Source organism: Enhygromyxa salina (genome assembly GCF_000737335.2).
GTDB lineage: Bacteria > Myxococcota_A > Polyangia > Nannocystales > Nannocystaceae > Plesiocystis > Plesiocystis salina_C.
Map to the genome: position 1 here is coordinate 35729 of NZ_JMCC02000066.1, position 21067 is coordinate 56795.

Consider the following 21067-nt stretch of genomic DNA (forward strand, 5'->3'; position numbering starts at 1 on the left):
CATGAATGACGCCGCCGCAGCCGCCTCGGATTCAGGCCCGTCAAGGAGCTCGCGTCGGCTGGCGTTTCTGCTGCTCTGCGCGCTGATCTGGCTGTCGAGCGCGGGCGTCTCGGCGGCGCCGCCCGCTGATGACGGCGGGTCTGGAGCTGCTGCGCCTGCCCCTGCTGCACCTTCCGATCAACCTGTAGGGCAACCCCTAGATCCGGCTGAAAAGGCCAAGGCAGAGGCCCAAGCGAGCCAACAAGCGGCCGAACAGCTCGCGGCCAGGGTCGCCCGGGTACGGCAGCGGGCGGCCCGGATCACCGACTTGGTCGAGGGTCGGCTCGATCCTGCGGTCGATGTCTCGGAGCTGCTCACGATCAACCTGGTTGATCCAGATCTGGGCGATGAGCTGCGGGTGGTGCTGGCTTCGATCTACGCGACCCGGGTCGCGTCCGAGGCGCAGGCGCAGGAAGCCGCCGAGCAGGACGGCAAACGAAAAAAGAACGAGCCCAAGATCGAGCTCCCCCCCGAGCCCCGGCTGGCCGGACCCGACGCTGACCCGCTGACCCGCGCCCGCTCCGAGCTCGCGTTGGCGTACTGGCAGTTTCTGACCTTGCCCGCGGAGCGCCGCGCCGAGCTGTTGGCCCAGCACGCGGAGCACCAGGCCATGATCGCGCAGAACCGCGAGGCCAAGACCCGGGCCGAGGCCCGGCTGGTGCGGCTGAGCAATCAGGCCAAGTGGTTCAAGGGCCTGATCGAAGGTGACCTCGATGTCGCCGTCGATCCCGTCCCGCTGCTGCGCCTCGACCTGAGCAAGCCGAACGAGCTGGCCACCGACGACCGGCTGGCGCGGGCGCTTGGCTACGGCGAGCTGGAGCCGACGTCCGCGGCGCCCGGGCCCGACCAGCCGCAGACAGACCCCAAGCCTGATCAGCCGCAGCCCGATCAACCCTCCGAGACGGCCCCGAGCGATGTCGAGCCGAGCGATGTCGAGCCGAGCGAGCGGCCCGACCCCACCAAGCCATGGGAACCCTCCGAGGCCCTGGCGGCTGCGACCGCGGCCGCCGAAGCCGATCTCGACGCCCAGCGCCTGCGGTTCTTGGCGCTGAGCACGGACGAGCGGCGCGCCTTGCTCGACCTGCACGCCAAGCGCCAGCGCGAGGCCGACCAGGCCAAGGCCGCCGCGGAGTCGCTCGCGGCAGCCGAGGAGCTGGTCCCCGAGGTCGAGGCAGATCTCAACCTCGCAGAGGACAAAGCGGAGAAAGCCAAGCGCGAGCGGATGGCGGCCCAGGAGGCCGCGTCCCAGGCTCGCTCGGAGGCGCTGCGGCGGATCGCCGAAGAGCGGGCGCGCCTGCTCGGCGTCAAAGAAGCCCACGCGATCTACGAGGTCGAGCTGGCCAAGCGAGCAAAAGACACGCTCGCCGCCCACGAGGTCGCGCTCGAGTGGGATCGGCGGGTCACGGAGCTGGCGTTGGAGTCCCCGACCGACTCCCGCGAGGCCAACTCGGACGGAATGTACAGCGACCTCCGCGAGGCGCTTGGTGACGCCCGCGATCGACTTCGGGACACGCTCAAGCTGATCGCCAACAGCGACAGCGGCGTCGCCCCAGTCGGTGAACCGCTGGCGGGGCTGCCACAAGACGTCGATCGCAGCGATCTCAGCGAGCTGCGGGCCGAGCTCGAGGCCTCGGAGGCCGCCCTGCGGGAGATCGAGCGCGAGGCCCTGTGGGAGTCGGCGCACAGCGGTCGCGACGACATCGTGATGCTCAACCGCGCTCGCCTGACGCTGTTGGATCTCGGCAGCAGCGACCTGCGCAGCCGCATGACCGGCTTTGGCCAAGACGGCGTGGAGCAGGTCAAGCGGGAGATCGACCAGATCGGGCTCGAGCTGCGCTATCGGATTCAAGCGCTGCCCCGGCTCGCGCGCGGCCTGTTCGCGCAGCTCGAGAGCTCCCCGCTGCCGCTGATCTTCTCGGCCATCAAGCTGGGGTTCCTGCTCTTGTTGTTTCGCTACTGGCGACGGCGAGCCGAGCCGACCCTCGATCGCATGCGCGACGGGTTTCTGGCCCGCGAAGAGGGCAACCCGCGGATCAACGCGGCGCTCGCCCTGGGCGTCTGGTACTTCAGCCGGATCCGCAAGCCGCTCGAGCTGCTTTTGCTGTTCGGCGTGATGTACCGGATCGTGCCAACCGACTCGGAGATGCTCGAGCTCGAGGTCGCGTGGTTGGTGATCTTGTGGCTGCTGCTCGGCTCGGCGGTGATCTTGCTAGTCGACGCGGTCGCGGCCCACGAGAACCTGGTCCACGGCCGGGCCAGCAACGTGACGGCGCGCCTGCGGATCAAGTCGCTGCGCTTGGTCGGGCTCACGATCGTGTGGACCGGCCTGGTGCTGTCACTGACCGAGCAGATCGTGGGGCTTGGCGCCATTCACAAGTGGGTGGGCACGCTGGTCTGGATCGCCGCGATCCCGATCTTGCTGGTGCTGATCCGGTGGTGGCGCGAGCACGCGTTTCGTCGCTTCAAAGACGATCCGGACATGCCGGACAACGCCCTGGTCCGCTGGATTCGGGCCAACACCACCGGCTGGACCAGCTTCCCAACCGCCGCGATCGCGGGCGGCTACCTGTTTGGTCGGGGGCTCATGCGCTGGCTGCTGCGCCGGGCGACCGCGCTCGAGGCCACGCGACGCCTGCTCGCGTGGATGTTCCGCCGCGAGGTCGCGCGCCAAGCCACGGCCCGACGGGAGGACGAGCAGCCCGTGCGCCCGCTGGCCCCGCGGGACTACGCCAAGCTCGATCCGGGAAAGATCGTCGAGGTCGAGCAGCTCAGCCCGGACATGGAAGCGATCGCCAGCGACATCCTCGACGAGATCACCGAGCTCGTGGTCGCGCACCGGGGCACGCTCAGCGCGGTGATCGGCGAGCGTGGGTCGGGCAAGAGCATGTTCTTGCGCAGGCTCGAGGCCGCGTTCATCCGCGAAGCCCAAGACTTCGCGCAAGCGCCCGATGCCGACGCCGACGCCAGCGAAGATGCCGAAGCTGGCGAAGATGCCGACGCCAGCGAAGATGCCGACGCCGACGCGAATACCGACGCCGCAGACAAGGCCGCCAAGGCCCGGCGTCACGCCGAGTTCGGCCGGCTCACGATCCGGCGGATCCAGTGTCCAACCGGCGGCTTCACCCAGCTGCAACGCGCGATCGCCAAGTCCGTCGGGCTCGACCCCGACACGCCGGCCAAACGGCTGATCGCGGCGCTGGCGGAGCAGACGCCCCTGGTGTTCCTGATCGACGACGTCCACCGCCTGGTGCGCCCGGCGATCGGCGGCCTCGAGGGCTTGGATCGCTTCACCGACTTCGCCCGCGAGGTCGGGGGGGACGCGTCGTGGGTCGCCACGATCGGCGCCGCGGCCTGGCAGTACGTGTCTCGCTCTCGCGGTGAGCGGGTGTTCTTCGACCAGGTCCTCAAGCTGCCGCGCTGGAACGAGCAGCAGATCGGCGAGCTGATCCGCGCGCGCAGTGAGGCCGCCGCGCTCGATCCCAGCTTCGACGAGATCGTGATCCCACGTCAGTACGACGTCACGACCACCCCAACCCGGCCCGCGCTGGGCCGGGCCAGCGAGGCTGGCGACGAGGGCGGTGAAGCCAGCGAAGTCAGCGAGTTCAGCGGCCGGCCCACCGATCGCGAGCGCGCCGAGGTCGGCTTCTATCGAATCTTGTGGGACCACGCGAAGGGCAACCCTGCGGTCGCGCTGCACTTCTGGCGCGAGTCGCTGTGCGTGGTCAGCTCGGCCGAGGGCGCGTCGGAGGTCAAGGTCAGGCTGTTCACAGAGCCGCCGGCCGCGGCGCTCGACGAGGTCTCGGCGACCTTGCACTTCGTCCTGCGCGGGGTCGTTCAGCTCGGGATCGCCAGCCCCGAGGACCTCGTCGCTTGCACCCAGCTTCCACCCGCCGATGTCTCTGACGCGCTGCGCTTCGCCGTCGCCCGCGGCTGGGTCGATCGGGTTGGCAAGCGCGGCGATCGCTTCTGTGTGACCTGGCATTGGTATCGGGCGATCACCGACATGCTCCGGCGCCAACACCTGCTCGAGATCTGACCATGACCAAGACCACTCAAGATCCGTCCTCACGCCTTCACGCCCTGGCGGGACTGTCTGGACTGGCCGCGGCGGCGGTCGTGGGTCTGTGCCCGCGCTTGGCCCTGGCCGGACCCGAAGAGGCGCTCAGCGGCGCGCCGCCCGACGCCGAGGTCGTGAGCCAGTTCGCCGAGATGATCCGATGGGGTGGGGTGCTGACCTCGATCGTCGTGTTGTTCGGCACCTGGCTGGTGATCCGGTTCATGCGCGACCTCGTGGACCGCCTGAGCAAGCAGTTCGCCAACCGGCGACTGCTGCTGCAGAAGGTCGCAACGGTGTTCCAGTTCGTGGTCTATGTCGTGGCCGGGGCCACGGTGATCCTGCTGAGCCTGAAGCTGACCCCCGAGGTGCTGACGGTGATCGGCGGCACCGTGGCGGTGTCGGTTGGCTTCGCGGCCAAGGACCTGGTCGCCTCGTTCATCGCGGGGATCATGATCATGGTCGATCGCCCGTTTCAGGTCGGCGATCGCATCACCTTTGGCGGCCAGTACGGCGACATCACGGCGATCGGCCTGCGCTCGGTCCGGCTGCAGACCCTGGACGACAACACCGTCACGATCCCAAACAACTTGTTCATCAACGACATCACCTCGAACGGCAACTACGGCGCGCTCGACATGCAGGTGGTGATGGACTTCTACATTGGCGTGGATCAGGACGTTGGCTTGGCGCGCAGCATCGTCAACGAGGCCGCGGTCACCAGCCGCTACGTGTACCTGCCCAAGCCCGTGGTCGTGCTCGTCAACCAAATGATCGCCGACAACCACGTCGCGGTGCGGCTGCGGGTCAAGAGCTACGTGCTCGACACCAAGTACGAGAAGGCGTTCGAGACCGACGTGAACCTGCGCGTGCTCGGGGCGTTTCGTCAGCACGACATCATGCCGCCCGCGGTCCTGCACCGGCAGCTCGATCCGCTGCGCTCGCCCCCCCAGACGGCTGTGCGTCCAACGATGTCACAGACCGGCTGAGCTGCGCTCACACAGGATGTCGAGCTCGCCGTCGCGCAGCGCGGCCGCGTAGCGAAACCGCCGAAGCTTGCCGCTGGTGGTCTTGGCCACGCTGCGCTGGCGGATCAGCAACACCCGGTCGAGCGCGAGCTCGTGTTGGTCACGCACCCGCGCGAAGATCCGCTCGCACAGGGCAACGCGCTGGTCCTCGGGCATGGTGCGCCGACCGGTCGCGGCCAGGCAGACCTGACGCTGGCCGTCTGCGAGGGGCGCCATGAACACGACGCAGTCGGCTGCCAGCGCGTCTTGGCCCTCGCCCACGCTGCGCTCGATGTCGTGGGGTTGGTGGATGCGCTCGTCCACGACGATCAGATCGGCGAGGCGCCCCGTGCCGAACAGCTCGCCCTCGTGGATGAAGCCCGTGTCGGTGGTTCGAAACCATGTGACGCTGGGATCTTCGTCGAGGATCGTCGCGGCGAACCGCTGCGCGCTGGTCTGGGCGTCGCCCCAGTACCCGCGCCCGACCGAGGGGCCGCGCAGCCAGATCTCGCCCTCGCGCCGATCCGGCAGGCGGGCGCGGGTGTGCGGATCGACGATCGCGAGTTGGTGCGCGCGCATCGGGGCTCCGCACGACACGTAGGCGCGCGCCTGATCGTGGGTGGCGGGGACCGGCTCGGCGACGCCGGTCCGCAGCGCGGCCTTGTCGAAGCACACGAGCTTGGGCGCGAGCTCGAGCGGCCAACCGCTGACCATCAGCGTGGCCTCGGCCATTCCAAAGCAGGGCATGAAGGTCTCGGGCCGAAACCCGCACGGCGCGAACCGGGCGCTGAAGCGCTCGAGGGTTGACGCGCGCAGCGGCTCGGCGCCCGACACCGTCAGCCGCCAGCTCGACAGATCCAGCTTGGCGATGTCCTCGTCGCGGGCCTTGTCGACGCACAGGTCGTAGGCAAAGTTCGGCCCGGTGCTGACCTGGGCGCCAAACTTGGCGATGTTCTCGAGCCACGCCATCGGGCGGCGCAAGAACGCGGTCGGCGACATCAGCAGGGTCGTGCCGCCGTGATACAGGGGATACAGCAGCGAGCCGATCAGCCCCATGTCGTGATAGAAGGGCAGCCAGCTGACCGTTCGCGCGGCCTCGGGTTGCCCGAAGATCTCGTGGGCGAAGCGTTGGTGCGCGTACAGGTTGTCGTGGCCGATCATCACGCCCTTGGGCGTGCCGGTTGACCCCGAGGTGTACTGCAAGAACGCCACGAGCTGCTCGAGCGCCGCCGGCCGGGTCCAGCGATCGGCGTCGGCCTGGGTGACCTCGATCTCGTCGCTGGCGAGGATCTTCAGCGCGTCCGGATCCCGCGCTTCGGCCCGAGCAAACTCGACGGTTGGCGCCAGCTCGGCGGTGGTCAGGATCAGGCGGGCGTCCGCGTCGCGGATGATCCTCGACACCCGCGGCATGGTCTTGACGGCGCGCTGCTTGTCCGGGGGAAACGCTGGGACCGCGACTAGCCCCGCGTACAGGCACGCGAGGAACACCGCCGGATACTCGAGTCCAAACGGGTACAGCAGCAGCACGCGATCCCCAGGGTTGGCGTGCTCGCGCAGCTCGAGCGCGAGCGCGCGCGCGCGCCGATCCGCGTCGGCGTAGGACAGCGTCTCGACCACGGCCTGGTCGACGAGCAGCTGGTAGAGCGGACGCTCGCCGTGCCGCTGGGCCCGGTCACGCAGCACATCGACGAGCGAGGTCGGGGCAGGGGTCTCGCTAGCGGCCATCGAGTGCCAGGTTTTTCCAGCGAGGGTGCGACGTCAAGCGCGCACGCTCGTGCACGCGAGTCACCCGCTGGGCGCTGACGGGTCGCCCCCCCAGTGCGGGATCCACAGCTGCAGCAGCCCCGGGCGTTGAACGTGGGTCTTGCACGCCATCCGCCACCCAGGCTCGAGCTGCATCTGACGCTCGAGCTCGCCGGCCGTGTCGAGCAGCTGTGCGCCGCTCACCACCCGCACCGCGCACGCTCGACACACACCCTGACCGCGACACGCGTTGCCGAGGGGGGCCTTTGCCCGGGCGGCTGCGGCCAACAGCGTGGTCCCAAGCGAGACCTCGAGCTCACCAAAGTCGCGCCCGAACCGAACGCGGGTCATAGGAAATACAAGACGAAGCCGGTCACGAGCAGCCAGATCGCGAAGTTACCCATGAACACCCAGTCGCGCAGCATCTCTTCGGTTGGGCTCTCGGCGTCGGGGCGCGCGGTGACCAGGTGGATGAAGCGCAGGATCCCGATGATCGGAAACGGCAGCGTGTAGATCAGCGGCGCGTCGCCAAAGGTCTGCGCGACGTGGCTGCTCTGGGTGTAGAGCCCGTAGACAACGGCGGTCAGCAGCGCGAGCGTGTGCAGGATCCAGCGCAGGGCGTCGGCGCTGTAGTGCTCGAGCACCGAGCGCGTCTTCGAGCCCGACTGCGTGAGCTCGTGGGCCCGCTTGCCGAACCCAAGAAACATCGCCAGCAAGGCCGTACAGCTGAGCAGCCAGGCCGAGGGCGCCACCGAGATCACCAGCGCGCCCGACAGCACCCGCAGCACGAAGCCAGCGGCGATCGACAGCACGTCGAGGTAGGGCAGGTTCTTGGTGTAGAAGCAGTACCCGATGTTGAGCGCGAAGTAGCCGCCGAGCGTGGCCGCGTACCAGGGCTCGAGCGCGAACGCGGCACCGAGCGCGAGCGGCACCGCGAGGATCGTGAAGTTGCGCGCGATGGTCGGCGGCAGCTTGCCCGAGGGGATCGGCCGGTGCTTTTTCTTGGGGTGCGCGCGATCTTTTTCGACATCCACGATGTCGTTGATCACGTAGACGCAGCCCGAGACCAGGCAGAACAACGCGAACGCGGCCGCGACACGCCAGAGCGCGTCGAGGTCCAGGAGCTTCTGGCCGAACAACAGCGGCACGCCCACGAAGGCGTTCTTGATCCACTGCTTCGGCCTGAGGGTCTTGAGCAGGCCCAGGAACACGGCGGGGCGAGACTATGGCACGTGGCCGCCGGATGTTCCATCCTCCGAGCGACCGCACGCCAGCTGGCGTGCGGCGCTGCCCGTGAGAACCATCGCGGGTATCCTGGAGGAATTCCCGCCCATGCCGCGCTCTCACGTCCGTCGCTGCCTGTCTGCTTGCTCCCTCGCGCTGGTGACCGTGCTCGCGCTGAGCTCAACCCCGGCCCACGCTACGCCGGACGCCGCGCAGATCGGGTTTGGGTTTGCGGAGTCGAACCAGCTGCAGGTCGGGGCGGACGAGCCGGGGCCAGGGCCGAGCGTCTTCGATCTCGACGCCCCGCTGTGGGAGCCCGGCGTGCTCGATCCGGCGGCGGGTCACGTGGGTCGCTGGCAGCGGGAGCTCGACCGTCGGCAGGCGCTGCTGGCCGAGCACGGCGGCCGGGACCACGTCGCCGCCCTGGCGCTGCTTGGCCTGCTGCCCGCGCTGCTGGGGGAGGTCGATCGCGCCACGCTGGTCAGCTTCGTCGACGGGATCCGCGACGATCGCCGCCGCCACCCCTTGGTCCGCTCGCTGGCCGCCGACATCCGCGGCGAGCTCTACGAAGACGCGGGGGATCTCGCCGCCGCGCAGGCGCTCTACGCCGAGCAGGGCCGGCTGTTGTCGTGGCGGATCCTGGGGCCCTTCGACAACGCCAACCGCACCGGACACGACCAGGTGTTTGGCCCAGAGACCGAAGCGTGGACCCCCGAGCAGAGCTTCGAGGGCAAGCTCGCGGGTGAGCCGCTCGACTGGCGGCCCTACGATCCGCAAAACACGATGGGCGGCGGCTACATCTCGTTTGACGAGTTCCTGCGGCCCAACCAATACGTCACGGCCTACGCGACGACCTGGGTCCACGCGCCCAAGCAGACCGACGCGGTGATCCACGTGGGCACCGGCGGCGCGCACAAGATCTGGGTCGGCGAGCGGCTGGTCGGTCAAGGCCAGACCTACCGGCGGCCCAACGCGCTGCAAGACGCCTACGCGATCACCCTGCAGGAGGGCTGGAACCGCGTGCTCGTCAAAGTGGGCTGCGAAGCGGGCGCGTGGGGGTTTTACGCGCGGATCAGCGCGACCGACGGGGCCCCGATCCCGGGGCTCGAGGCCAGCGGTTCGCCGCCGGTCGACGCGACCGAGCTGCCCGCCGCGGCCCCGGGCACCACTGAGGTGGATCCCGACGCGCCCGAGGCCAAGCCGCCCGTGTCGCTGCGCGGGCTGTTCGAGCGGGCCGTCGATCCCGATCTGAACAAGAAGCCCAGCGGCGCCGATCAACTCGCGCTCACGGAGTTCTACAGCTGGGTCGGCCCGTTCTCGCGCGAGGACTTCACCGCCCGCGACGCCGCCCGCCAAGCCGACGCCGCCGTGCAGTCGCCCCGCAGCGCGCTGTTCTTGGCCCTCGCCGAAGACGACAGCGCCCGAGCGCGGACCGCCTTCGAGCTTGGGGTTGCCCGCGCAGAAAAGCTGGGCGGGGCGGCCCGCGCCGAGCACTCGCAGATGTTGGTCGAGCTGGCCTACTCGAACGCCGCGCTGGGGCTCGAGCGCCGGGCCAAGGCGCTGCTCGAGCAGGCCCGGGCCGTCGCGCCCGACGACGCGCTGATCGAGCTCGCGCTGCTCGATCAGCTCGCCGGCGATGGCTTCGATCTCGCCGCGATGAACTGGCTCGAGGATCTGGCCCGCCGCTACCCCGACTCCGCCACGATCTCGCGCGATCAGGCTGGCCGCGAGATCGGGCTGGGGCGGGTCCGCAAGGGCTTGGCGCTGCTCGAGCGGCACAGCAAGGCCCACAGCGGCGACGCGGCGGTGATCGATCAGCGGATCGAGGCGCACCTGCAGCTTGGCGAGATCGAGGCGGCCGTGACCCTCGCCCGGAACCTGGTCGCGGCCTCGCCCGGGCGGCCCAGCGCGTGGCAGCGCCTGGCCGGCATCGAGGAGGCGGCCACCCACTACCAGCTGGCCGTCGCCGCGCTCGAGACCGCCGTCGAGCTCGCCCCCCAAGATCCGCAGCTGCACACCGCGCTCGGGTTCTTGCAGAGCCGCGCGGGCGACCAGGCCGGCAGCGTGCTCGCGCTGCAGCGCAGCTTGGAGCTCAACCCCCAGCAGCCCGAGCTGCGCGACCTGCTGACCACGCTCGGGGCCGCGGCCGACGACGTGTTCACCCGCTACGCCGTGAACCTCGAAGACGTGGTCGAGGCCGCCGACGAAGCCGGCACGCCCGCGAGCTGGAAGGGCCGGGACTCGGCGGTGCTGCACCGCATGATCGCAACCCGGATCGGCAGCAGCGGCCTGGGCGAGCGGCTCGACCACCGGATCATCAAGATCCTCGACGATCGCGGGATCGCCAGCCAGTCGCGCCACGATTTTGGCTACGAGCCCGACGAGAGCTACGTGGAGGTTCGCCGCGCCCGGGTGTATCGGGCCGATGGTCGGATCGAGGACATTGGCGTGACCCGCTACTACTCGGTCGGGGCCGCCGGCTACCGCATGTACTACGACCAGCGCGGCGTCGCCGTGCAGTTCCCAGGCCTGCGCGTGGGCGACGTGATCGAGGTCGCGTTCGTGCGCCGCGACGTGGCCACGCGCAACAAGTTTGACGACTACTACGGCGATCTGATCCCGCTGCAGGGCATCGAGCCCAGCCGTCACTTCGAGTACGTGCTCGAGGCCCCCACGCAGCTGAAGCTGCACTTCAACCACCCCGTCGACAGCGAGGCAGGGGAGGGCGGCAACACCCGGATCTACCGGCTGACCCGCGACCAACGCCCCGGCCTGCGGTCCGAGGGCGACATGCCCGGGTGGACCGAGGTCGCCGAGTACCTGCACGTGAGCAGCTACGCGACCTGGGACGAGGTCGGCCGCTGGTACTGGGGCCTGGTCGAGGGCCAGCTGCTGGTCGACGACGCGATCAAGGCCGGGGTCGCCTCGGCGCTCGCGGAGCTGCCCAACGACGCCGACGAGCGCGACAAGATCGCCGCGCTGTACCGCCACGTGATCCGCGAGACCCGCTACGTCGGCCTCGAGTTCGGAATCCACGGGTACAAGCCCTACCGCACCACAGACATCTACAACCGGCGGTTTGGCGACTGCAAGGACAAGGCCTCGCTGCTCAAGGTCATGCTGGGTGAGATCGGCGTGACCAGCCACTTGGTCCTGACCCGGACCCGCGACCTCGGCACGATCGCCGACAGCCCCGCGAGCCTCTCGGCCTTCAACCACGCGATCATCTACGTCCCCAAGTACGACCTGTTCATGGACGGCACGGCCGAGCACTCTGGCGCGTTCGAGCTGCCGGCCGGGGATCAGGGCGCGAGCGTGGTCGTGATCGAAGATGGCAAGGGCGCGAGCTTCCGAACCATCCCCTACGCGACGCCCGATCAAAACCACAGCGAGTACCGCCAGCAGGTTCGCCTGCAGCCGAACGGCAGCGCCGAGATCGATCACGACATGACGATGCTCGGGACTGGCGCGGCCGCGTGGCGGGGCACCCTCGAGTCCAAGGAACAGCGCGTCGAGCTGCTGACCAAGCAGCTGTCGCGGGCGTTCCCGGGCACCGAGGTCCGCAGCGCCAAGTTTCCGGGGATCGAGGACATCCTGGTCCCGGTCCGCGTCGAGGCCAAGCTCTCGATCCCCGGGTGGGCCCAGGTTCAGCAGGCCGGGGCGGGCTCCGGGATCCAAGGTCTGCGGTTTCGGGTGCTCGGTCACGAGGTCGAGCTGCTGCGCTCGATCGCCCCGCAAGCGCGGCGGGATCAGCCCCTCGTGCTCGGCGTCCCCAACCGCGAAGTCCGGGAGATCGAGTACACGCTCCCGCGCGGGCTCGAGTTCAGCCACACCCCGCAGCCCAGCCGGATCGAGTCGCCGTTTGGGCGCTTCGTGCTCGAGATCGATCCGCAGCCGCGGACCGCGAAGATCACCACCACCCTCGAGTTCTCACGCGCGCGGGTCGAGCCCGGCGAGTACGAGGCGTTCCGCGAGTTCCTGCGTGAAGTCGACGCCGCCCTCGCCCAAGCCTTTGAAGCGGCCCCGACCCGCTGATCCTCGATCTGGAACGAGTCCATGTCCGATTCCAAGCTGACCACCCCCGCGCGGGCGCGCCGTCCATTGGCGACGCTCGCTCTGTACCTGCTGGTCCTGTTGATCCCGAGCACGCTGATCCTGAGCGGCTGCCGTCCGCGGCCGAGCGAGCAGCTGTTCGATCAGACCGCCGCGGCCGAGCACGCCGCCCGGCTCGAGGCCTGGCTCGCCAAGCACCCCGACGATCACCGCGCCCGCCTCGAGCTCGCGCACGTGTACTGGCTGCACCTCGCGGACGCCGAGTCTGCGACGACGCACCTGGATCTGCTGACCGCGCTCGAGGCCCCGCCGCCGCTGGCTCGGTTCTCGCGGGCGATGGTGGCCCAGAGCCACCTCGATCTCGATCGGGCCTGGACCGAGCACGCCGCGCTGCTGCGCGAGGCCCCAGGCCAAGAAGACCGCCGCGATCGGAGCCTGGCGCTCGCGCTCGCGCCGGTGGCTGCCCGCGCCCTCGACTCCCTCGATGGCATGCGGCGCGACGACGCCAAGCAGTTCACCGCGCTGTTCGACGCCCTCGATCTGCACGCGCTCCCGGGCGAGGCCGTCGAGCAGCTGCTGAGCACCCGGGCCGCGATCGCCCGGCGCTTGGGCGAGGACTACCGCGGGTTCTATGCCCGGCAAGGATGCGTGCAGGACTGGGTCGTTGGGGAGCTCGAGGGCTACCGCGGCCCGCTCGAGCTCGCGCGCCTGGAGATCGATCGCTCGTTCACCCTCGACCAGACCGGCGCCAAGCCAACCCAGCTGTCGTGCGCGTTTCGGGTCCCCAACGCCGAGCCCCGCTCGGCGATCCGGCGGCTGCGAACCACCGTGGAGGTCCCCGCGACGCAGAGTCAGCTTCGCCTGTCGGTCGGGGCCCAGTATCCCGCCCGCGCCTACGTCGATGATCAGCTGGTGTGGGCCAGCGATCGCACCGATCGTTACCCCGTCGAAGCCCCCACCTTGGTGCTGCCGGTTGGGCCCGGCGTGCATCGTGTCGAGGTCCGCACGGCGATCCCCAGTGAGCGCGCCTGGGTCCTGCTGCGCGCGACCACCCTCGACGGCCACAGCCTCGCCGTCAAAGCCGACAGCCAGACCAAGGGCGACTGGCGCCTCGACATCGATCCAACCCGACCCAAGCAGGCAGGCGCCGAGCACATGCTCGAGATCCAGGGGTGGAGCGAAGGTGGGCTGGGGCTGCGCGGCCCCGTGTACGCGCCGCTGCGCGCGTACCTGGCCCTCGACGACGCGCTCGCCGATGGCGACACCGACCGGGCCGAAGGGATCGCCCCCGATCTGCGCACGGTGTCGGATGGGTTCGCCGACGCCCACCTGATCCTCGCCGACTTCGAGCATCGGGATCCCTCGCGGGGCAAGACCAGCTCGGCCGCCCGCCAGCAGGCCGAGCTCGAGATCGCCCTGGGTCTCGATCCATCGCTGGGGCGGGCCCACCTGTCGCTGCTCTCGATGCGCCTCGATCGTGGCGAGGTCGCGGAGGTCGTCGAGGCGCTCGAGGACATCCCCCACGACGCGGTCTCGGGCGCGGGCGCGCTGCTGCTCTCGATGCTGCGGTTTGACGCCTACCGGCGGCGTGGCAGCGATTTTCAGGCCGAGCAGGCGCTGGCCGCCGCGATTGCGATCAACCCCGACAACTGCGAGGTGCTCATGGCCCGCCGCGAGCTGATCCGCGAGCGCACCCAGGTCGCCGCCGAGGATCAGATCTCCGCCGAGCTCGCCAAGTGCCCCGGCAGCGTTGGCGTGCGGGCTCGGCTCGCAACCCAGCGCCAGCGCTACGACGAGGCCCGCGGGCTGTGGACCGAGCGCCTGACCCAGATCCCCGATGACCTCGACGCGATGCAGGCCCTGGCCGACATTGCGATCGCGGCCGGTGACTACGACCAGGCCGCCAGCTGGCAGCGGCGCCTGCTCGAGGCGGCCCCGTACCGGGCGCTCTCCAACCTCGAGCTCGCCGACCTCGCGGCCCAAGCCGGAGACAACAAGGCCGCCCGCGAGCTGCTGCTGAGCGCGATCGATCGCTACCCCCACAGCTCGGCGCTCCGCGAGATCGCCCAGGGGATCGGGATCCCCGACGACCTGATGCGCTGGCGGATCGACGGCGCCACCGCGCTCGCCGAGTACCGCGGCGACGTCGAGCAGGGCCTCGCGTCCGAGGGCGTCAGCGAGGTGCTGCTGCTCGATCGCGAGGTCAGCATTCTGTACGCCAACGGCGGACATCGGCACATCGTCCACCAGATGTTCCACATCCTCAGCGACCAGGCGATCGACGCCCACGGCGAATTCAACCAGCCCGGCGTCAAGCTGCTGACCTTGCACTCGATCAAGCCCGACGGCACGATCGTCGAGCCCGAGTCGATCGCTGGCAAAGACGGCCTGAGCCTGCGCGGGCTGGCGATCGGGGACGTCGTCGAGATCGAGTTCACCTTTGAACGGGACCCCGAAGGCGCGCTGCCGGGCCACGTGGATCTTGGCCGGTTCCGGTTCCAGTCGCCCGAGCTGCCGTTTCATCGCTCCGAGCTGATCGTCATCACCCCGCAGGCGCTGGCCAGCCAGGTGAAGATCGAAGCGCGCAACAATCCGCCAACGGCCACGCGCCGCGCGGTCACCCTGCGCGAGGGCGAGTTCACCGAGCTGACCTTCCTGGCCCGGCAAGTCCCGCGGCTTGGCACCGAGCCGGGCGCGCGCTCGATGCTCGACGAGCTGCCCATGATCCAGGTCCACGTGCCGCTGGTCGTCAACGACTGGCTCGATCAGCTGGCCGCCCAGCTGCGTCCGGCCCAGCGCAGCAACCCCGAGCTGCGCACGCTCGCGCTCGATCTGACCAGCCAGTACACCAGCACCTACGACAAGGTCGACGCGCTGTGGCGCTGGGTCGTCGATGAGATCGAAGATGGCGGCGACCTGTCGACCCCGGCCACGGTCACCCTCGCCGCGCGCCAAGGCAGCCGCCTGATGTTGCTGCGGGCCATGTGCGAGGCGGTCGGGATCGACAACCAGATGTGGCTGCTGCGCGACCGGTTTGGGCCCAACATCTACGAGGGCGGCAACCCCTTGGTCGAGACCTACGACACCGCGATGCTCGCCGTGATCGAGCCGGGCAAGACCCCGCTGCTGGTCGGGACCAGCTCCGAGGTCATCCCGCTCGGGTACCTCTCGCCCAGCTACGCCAACGGTCGGGCTGTGCGGCTGAAGCTGCAGGACGACGAGCCCGCCGGGGGCTACGTCGACGTGCCCGGCAACCCGGAGCGGCTCGCGGATCTGCGCCGCTGGGAGCTCGACATCCAGCTCGACAGCAGTGGGGCAGGGCACGTCAACGGGAAGATCGAGCTGCGCGGGCTCGAGGCGATCATCTGGCGCAACGTGTTCGACCAGGTCGACGTCGATCGCCGGCCCGAGGTGTTCACCCAGGCCGAGCTGTCTCGGATGTTGCCGGGGGCCAGCTTGGACCTCGAGCGCCTGGAGTTCGAGAACGAGTGGGAGCTCGAGCTGCCGCTGGTGATCAATTTCTCCGCGAAGGCCCGCAACGCCGGGGTCGTGCAGTCGGGTGAGCTGATCATGCTGGCGGCGGCGGTGCCGATCGACCCCGCGACGGGGTACACCCGCCTGGCCAAGCGCTGGAGCGGGATGGTCGTCCCCTACGCGCCGGTGCTCGAGGCCACGGTCCACTATGAGATCGATGGGCCAAGCTTCTCGGAGGTGCCCGCCGACGTGAACGTGAGCGGCCCGTGGGGCAGCTACACGCGCAAGCTCGTCAGCGGCGGCGTGGGCCAGCGCGAGCTGGTGCTCGAGAGCCGCTCGAGCTTCGAGGCGGGGGTTGTCGAAGTCGGGGACTACCCGGCGCTCACGCAATTCGCGGCGAAGATCCAAGCGGCCGAGCAACGCCTGCTGCGGGCGCGGTAGACCTGCGCGGTGCGGCCGGGGACGGCGAGCCCATCAGGGCTGCGAACATGAGCAGATGTTGTGCGGGGAGCAGGGGGGCAGGGGGCAGGCGTTGAAGTGAGGGGCGAGGCTGCGGTCATGTGGATCGCAGATGGATGTGCCACGGGCGGATCCGCGCGTCGAAATCGCAAAAAAAATCCTGGATTCGGGATCAAGAGCGCCCGGCTGCCGACTACCTGAGGAGGACGCAGCTCGCGAGACCCAGCAAACGCCGGCCCACACCGTGCCACCGGCAAGTCTGCCGTCTCGCGCAGCTGCGGCCTCTTGACGTACGCCAGCTCCCCCGGGCATGGCGGGATCCGGCGCGTGGAGGGTGTTTTCAGCTCGGGCGAGGGCTTCTCGCCCGCTTGCGGACGCCTTCGTAGACTGGTTCACCGTGGGCAGCGAAGTCGTGGGTCGTTGCTCACGGCTTGGACAAGTCGCGTGACCGCATTCCAACGGGGCAGGCGTAGCCTGATCGGAGGTTGGAGTCGCCAGCGGCGTAGCCATATTCGACGGCGCCAAATGGATCGACGCTGTCGAGCACATGGGTCCCGGCCAGGACCTCGAGGGTGGCGATCTGCCACTCACCGAACGCCTCCCATTCACCCGCGCCGATCACCGCACCGTCGAGTAGGACATCCGCACCCGTGCTCGCGCGGGTGATCTGGACATAGTGAATCTCGGCCACCGCAGGCTCCGAAGCCTGGCCAACCGCGAACACGTAGCGATCGAGATACTGAGAGGTCGGCACCATCTGGACCATCGCGGGTGCGCCGAATTCATCGGCCTCGACCGCACCCGCGACGTACTGAACGGGCATGAATGGACCGTCGCCCGAGAACCGCAGGTGGTCACCGGCCGGGACCGTGATCTCGCGCCAGTCGCCGCGCTTCGCCAGCTGGATCGGCGCGCCAAGCTGATCCGGGTGCACGGTGATCGTGACGTCGTCAGCGCCCGCGAACACTCGCCAGCGGTGGATCTCGTCGCCATGCAGCGGTGCGTGGGGCCCCACGTAGTCCGTGCCCCAAAATTGAATCGGCAGGTTCTGCTCGATCATGATGTCGAGGGTATTGGAGTCGCACCACTCGCCTGCGTCCCCGTCGTCCTCGCAGCCATCACTTGGGCAGCCGGGGACGCTCGCTCGCTCCACCGTCGACTCGACCCAGATCGGCCCGTCGGCGGCGATCACCGTGCCAGAGAGATCCTGCTGGCACGCGGCCGCCGCCAGCTTCGACGACGCGGCCACGCGGATGTTGTCGTGGCGGTTGAGGAGCTGCTGCCCCCTCGCGCCCGGCATCACGAAGGGCAGCGGCAGGCCGTCGCCCGCGGTCGCGGCTGTCGGCCACCACTGGACCGTGGTCTGATGCTCGAGGGCGATGACCGTGAAGTAGTTGGGCGCGACGTCACCCGCTTGGGGGTGGGGTGGATAGCCATAGATCACGTGGTCACCGGTCATCATGTGCTCGGGCAACAACAGCGAAGCCGCGCCGACCGAGCCGTCCTTGCCCCAATGGTGCAGGCGCGCGACGAGGGGCAGATCCGCGACCACGTGCCAGATCCCGCCGGATTGGCGCCTGGAAGGGGAGACCCACAATTCGGAGACGTCCTCGGTCGCGGGCAGGATGAAGGTGTGTGACTCGCCCGGATCGAGCACGACGGGGTTCGAGCTGGCGGCTTCGTCGTGGGTGCCCCTCGCTACCGCGCGCAGCTCGACGGTCGCAGATCGATCCGTGTCCGGGTTGGTGACGAGCAGCGTGTCAGTCCGGTCCGTCGCCATCGCGTAGAACGAGCAACCCGCCGAGCTTGGCGAGCTCCCCAGGTCCTCACAGGGCCCGACACACGCAGCTTCACACGCGTCGCCAACGCAGTCGTCACACAGCTGATGTGCGCCGCAAGGCGCCGGCTGCCACTCGAGTCCGGTGGCCGCACACACGCCAAGGGTGCGCGCGTCGTCGCAGCGCCGCTGCGACGGTTGGCAGACGATCGCGGGGGCCTCCTCGTCCGGGTGCCCCGTGCTCTCGAAGCTATCGCCCTGCTCCTCGAACTCGGGATCATCGAGGGTGAGCGGATCGTCGCTACATCCGGCGAGGGCCAGCGCGCAGAACCAGGCGAGGGTGCAAAAACGATTGTTGTGAGTGTTCATGATGGTCGTGGCGAGCGCAAAAGGCGCGGCGACCCAGATCGTGGGCCGCCGCGGTGGTTGTCAGGCGCTCTCGCGCCAGCTGTCGGTGTGCATCACGCCGCCGTCTTCGTAGGTCCACGTGATCGTGTGAAACACGATCCCAACCTCCTCCGTGGGCGGCTCCTCCGAGCTCGCGGGATCGATCGCATCGGGGGACACCCGCTTGATGTGGGCGAGCCGGCCGGCGGTGATCTCGACCGTGAAGAACTGCTCGGTCGTGCCGTCGCCGGCCGGGCTGGGCCGATAGAACCGAAACGTGCCCTCGATGTTCTCGTTGTTGCACAGCGCCTTGGCCAGCAGCGGCGACGACTTGTCGATCCGCTTGCGAAACACGATTGGCTCGTAGGTGCGTCGCCCGGTCGCCACGCCCGAGCCCTTCTCCCGCGCGGTTCGAACCGAGTCCGAGAAGTACACGCATTCGATCGTGTCTTCCCGACCCATGCTGGTCTGCGAGCTCTCCCCCACGATATCGGTGCCATTGGACTTGAGCGACAAATGAACGGTTTCTGCCATTGGTTTGGTTGTCTCTTTCTGGTCGGTGACCGCAGCGCCATTGAGCAAGGCACGTGCCAGCGCTGGAAGCCACACACACGACCGCTGCGCAGCTGAGTGACGGATATACGGTCAGGAGCGCGATGGGAGGGGTGGTCGGAGTTCAGTCACCGCTGCGCTGACGGGATCGTGGCCACTGTCTTGGTGGCCGATCATGACTGATCGGGGACCGTTTCGTTCAGACCCCCTTGCTTGCTCCGAAATGGTCTCGACCGTTTCGCTCAGACCCCCTCGCTTGCTCCGAAATGGTCTCGACCGTTTCGCTCAGACCCTCGCGCGACCCCGCCTGCGGGACTCGAGCGCCGCGACCTGTCCGCGACCTCGCATCAGGCGCAGTCCGAGCGCGCCACTGAACCCGCCGGTCACTTCCAGGGCACCATCCAAGCTCCCGTGCGGCGCCCCGGCCCATGTTCGAGCCACGTTGCGACCACGCGGGAGGTCGTGGCAAGTCACGCCGAAGCGGTCTGCACGTGCTGTGGAGTCACGTGGGGGTAGGGCGCGCACGGTCGAGACCACCGACGCACGACCCAGAGGGCCTCGGCGCAACGGTCTCGACCATTTTGGATCGAGCGCGGGGGGCTGACGCAAACGGTCGAGACCATGTCGCAGATACCCTCGCGCCATACCGGCCTCCGCTGCGAGCGCGCACGGTGTCCCCAGCGCCGACAAGCAGCGCATGACACCTCGCTCGCGTGCCAACGAGACACGTCGCGCACTGTCGAACGCGCTGCGCCCGGATCGCGCCGGCCGACGGGCCGCCTTCTCACCGAAGCGATGCGGCATCACCTCGCGAAAAAACCCATCGAGTCGTCCAATTAATGGGTGGCACATCGCGTCTTGTTTCTTAGTCTAACCGCCATGAAACAAGGCTACTCAATCGACCGAGCCCGGGTTCCCAATGCCGCTATCAAGGTACTTCAACGACTTGCCAAAACCCTGCTCCGAGATCGACCAGATGTAGTCAATCAAACGATCGACACTTCGGCCGGCAAGCTGTCGACCCAAGTGGAAGTGGTCGACGCCGCGCTCATCGGGCGATTCCGCGAGATCAACCCACAGGTGCTCGCCAGCGAGATTGAGTTTGATCGCGCCGCCGATGTCTCGTGGGTGTGGCTGCGCAAACTGCTAGAAGGATGGCGCGACGTGTTGAGCCACCCGGGCCTCAACGCGTTGCCGCCAGCGCTACAGGCCACCGTCGACCTGCCGGCCCTCCGCGTCCGCGCGAAACAGGCGCGCAGCCTGCACGAACGACTGTTCGGGGCAGATGGGACCGCATGGGTGATGAGCAGCTTCATCGAGCAGTCGCAGACCATGGCAACGATCCTGGGCATGATCGAAGCCGACGGGCTGCGCAAAGACCTAGAGGCGGTCGTCGGCCCAGCGCTGCCGCTGCTGCTCACGACCATGCAGGTCCACTATGAGGACATGGTCGCCGAGCGAATGAGCCGCGAGAACCGGCCAGGCGACGACTTCCGCGAGCTGCGAACCCAGCTGCGCTGGCGGATCGATCACTACAAGGGCGCGGTAGAGTCGCTGGCGGATCCCGACGAGCCCGAATCCTACGACATCGTCAATCGGGCGCTTCGTTCGTTGGTGCTGATCAATCAGCGCATGTCGGCGGGCGGGACCTCCGAAGAGATCGACGAGTCACTCGACGGCGACTTCGTCGAGCTCGATCTCTCCGATCCAGATGAGCCGGACGAGCCCCCGCAGCTCTCGGAAGAGGCGCCCGCGCCAGTTGAAGCGTGAGCTGAGCGGCTAGGAAGAGATCATGTACGTGTACAGAGCGACGCTCCTGAAGGTGATCGACGGCGACACCTTCGATCTGGAGATCGACCTGGGCCTGCGCGTTCACACCAACGCGCGGGTTCGACTGCGGGGGATCGACACCCCAGAGACCTACGGTGTGCCCCGCAGCAGCTCGCAGTGGCGGCTGGGGCAGGCGGCCAAGTCCTTCGCCACCAGCTGGCTCGAGCAGCACGGTCCGGCGCTGCGGGTGCGCACCTATAAAGATCGCACCGGCAAGTATGGGCGCTGGTTGGTGGAGATCGAAGATCCGGACACCGACGAGCAGCTCAACGAGCAGCTCGTCGCGTCCGGACACGCGCGCGTCGTCGACTGGTAGCAAGGGCCGAACGCGTGTCGCAGGCCGCACGTCAATTCGAGCCTAAACGCCGGGCTCCTGTGGCAGTCGCTTCCTCCTACGTGCTCGCAGAAGGAGGCGCCCAGCGCCACCGAGCGCCAGGATCACCAGGGCTGTGGCGAGTGGCGATCCGG

The 21067-nt window shown here is 68.8% G+C and carries 11 protein-coding genes; 6 read left to right on the forward strand and 5 right to left on the reverse strand.

Annotated elements, in window-relative coordinates; all coding sequences use genetic code 11:
* Position 1 precedes the first annotated feature (1 nt).
* Complete coding sequence (locus tag DB30_RS23995; RefSeq protein ID WP_146660360.1) at positions 2-4075, forward strand: hypothetical protein; 4074 nt, start codon at positions 2-4, stop codon at positions 4073-4075.
* 2 nt (positions 4076-4077) lie between these two features.
* On the forward strand, positions 4078-5082 hold the full coding sequence (locus tag DB30_RS24000) for a mechanosensitive ion channel family protein (protein ID WP_146660362.1): 1005 nt from the start codon (positions 4078-4080) through the stop codon (positions 5080-5082).
* Here DB30_RS24000 and DB30_RS24005 read toward each other — a convergent pair.
* Genes DB30_RS24005 through DB30_RS24015 form a run of 3 tightly spaced genes read right to left on the reverse strand, consistent with a single transcriptional unit; the run spans position 5068 to position 8054 of the window.
* Positions 5068-6825: a fatty acyl-AMP ligase gene (locus DB30_RS24005; protein ID WP_052552950.1), complete on the reverse strand. Its 1758-nt coding sequence runs from the start codon at positions 6823-6825 to the stop codon at positions 5068-5070. The genes DB30_RS24000 and DB30_RS24005 overlap by 15 nt on opposite strands.
* A gap of 60 nt (positions 6826-6885) precedes the next feature.
* Positions 6886-7194 (reverse strand): 2Fe-2S iron-sulfur cluster-binding protein, encoded by a 309-nt coding sequence (locus DB30_RS24010; protein WP_052552951.1) that lies wholly within the window; start codon positions 7192-7194, stop codon positions 6886-6888.
* Positions 7191-8054, reverse strand: coding sequence for a decaprenyl-phosphate phosphoribosyltransferase (locus DB30_RS24015; RefSeq protein ID WP_052552952.1), 864 nt, complete (start codon positions 8052-8054; stop codon positions 7191-7193). Before DB30_RS24015 ends, DB30_RS24010 begins: the two co-directional genes overlap by 4 nt.
* Before the next feature lie 121 nt (positions 8055-8175).
* Here DB30_RS24015 and DB30_RS24020 point away from each other — a divergent pair, with 121 nt between their 5' ends.
* Both DB30_RS24020 and DB30_RS24025 read left to right on the forward strand, forming a co-directional pair.
* Positions 8176-12102 carry a DUF3857 domain-containing protein gene (locus DB30_RS24020; RefSeq protein WP_146660364.1) on the forward strand — a complete coding sequence of 1309 codons (3927 nt, stop codon included), beginning with the start codon at positions 8176-8178 and terminating at the stop codon, positions 12100-12102.
* Between the two features lie 21 nt (positions 12103-12123).
* Positions 12124-16035, forward strand: a complete 3912-nt coding sequence (locus tag DB30_RS24025; protein WP_052552955.1) for a DUF3857 domain-containing protein — start codon at positions 12124-12126, stop codon at positions 16033-16035.
* A 442-nt stretch (positions 16036-16477) separates the two neighbouring features.
* Here DB30_RS24025 and DB30_RS24030 read toward each other — a convergent pair whose 3' ends face one another.
* The gene (locus DB30_RS24030) at positions 16478-18199 is read right to left on the reverse strand and encodes an IgGFc-binding protein (protein ID WP_052552956.1); all 1722 of its coding nucleotides are present in this window, start codon (positions 18197-18199) and stop codon (positions 16478-16480) included.
* Positions 18200-18259: 60 nt separating this feature from the next.
* A complete protein-coding gene (gene tssD / locus DB30_RS24035) occupies positions 18260-18751 on the reverse strand; it encodes a type VI secretion system tube protein TssD (RefSeq protein ID WP_052553063.1) in 492 nt (163 codons plus the stop codon).
* 1044 nt (positions 18752-19795) lie between these two features.
* Here tssD and DB30_RS24040 point away from each other — a divergent pair.
* A complete protein-coding gene (locus DB30_RS24040) occupies positions 19796-20539 on the forward strand; it encodes a hypothetical protein (RefSeq protein WP_052552965.1) in 744 nt (247 codons plus the stop codon).
* 22 nt (positions 20540-20561) lie between these two features.
* Positions 20562-20915: a thermonuclease family protein gene (locus tag DB30_RS24045; RefSeq protein ID WP_052552967.1), complete on the forward strand. Its 354-nt coding sequence runs from the start codon at positions 20562-20564 to the stop codon at positions 20913-20915.
* Positions 20916-21067: the final 152 nt, after the last annotated feature.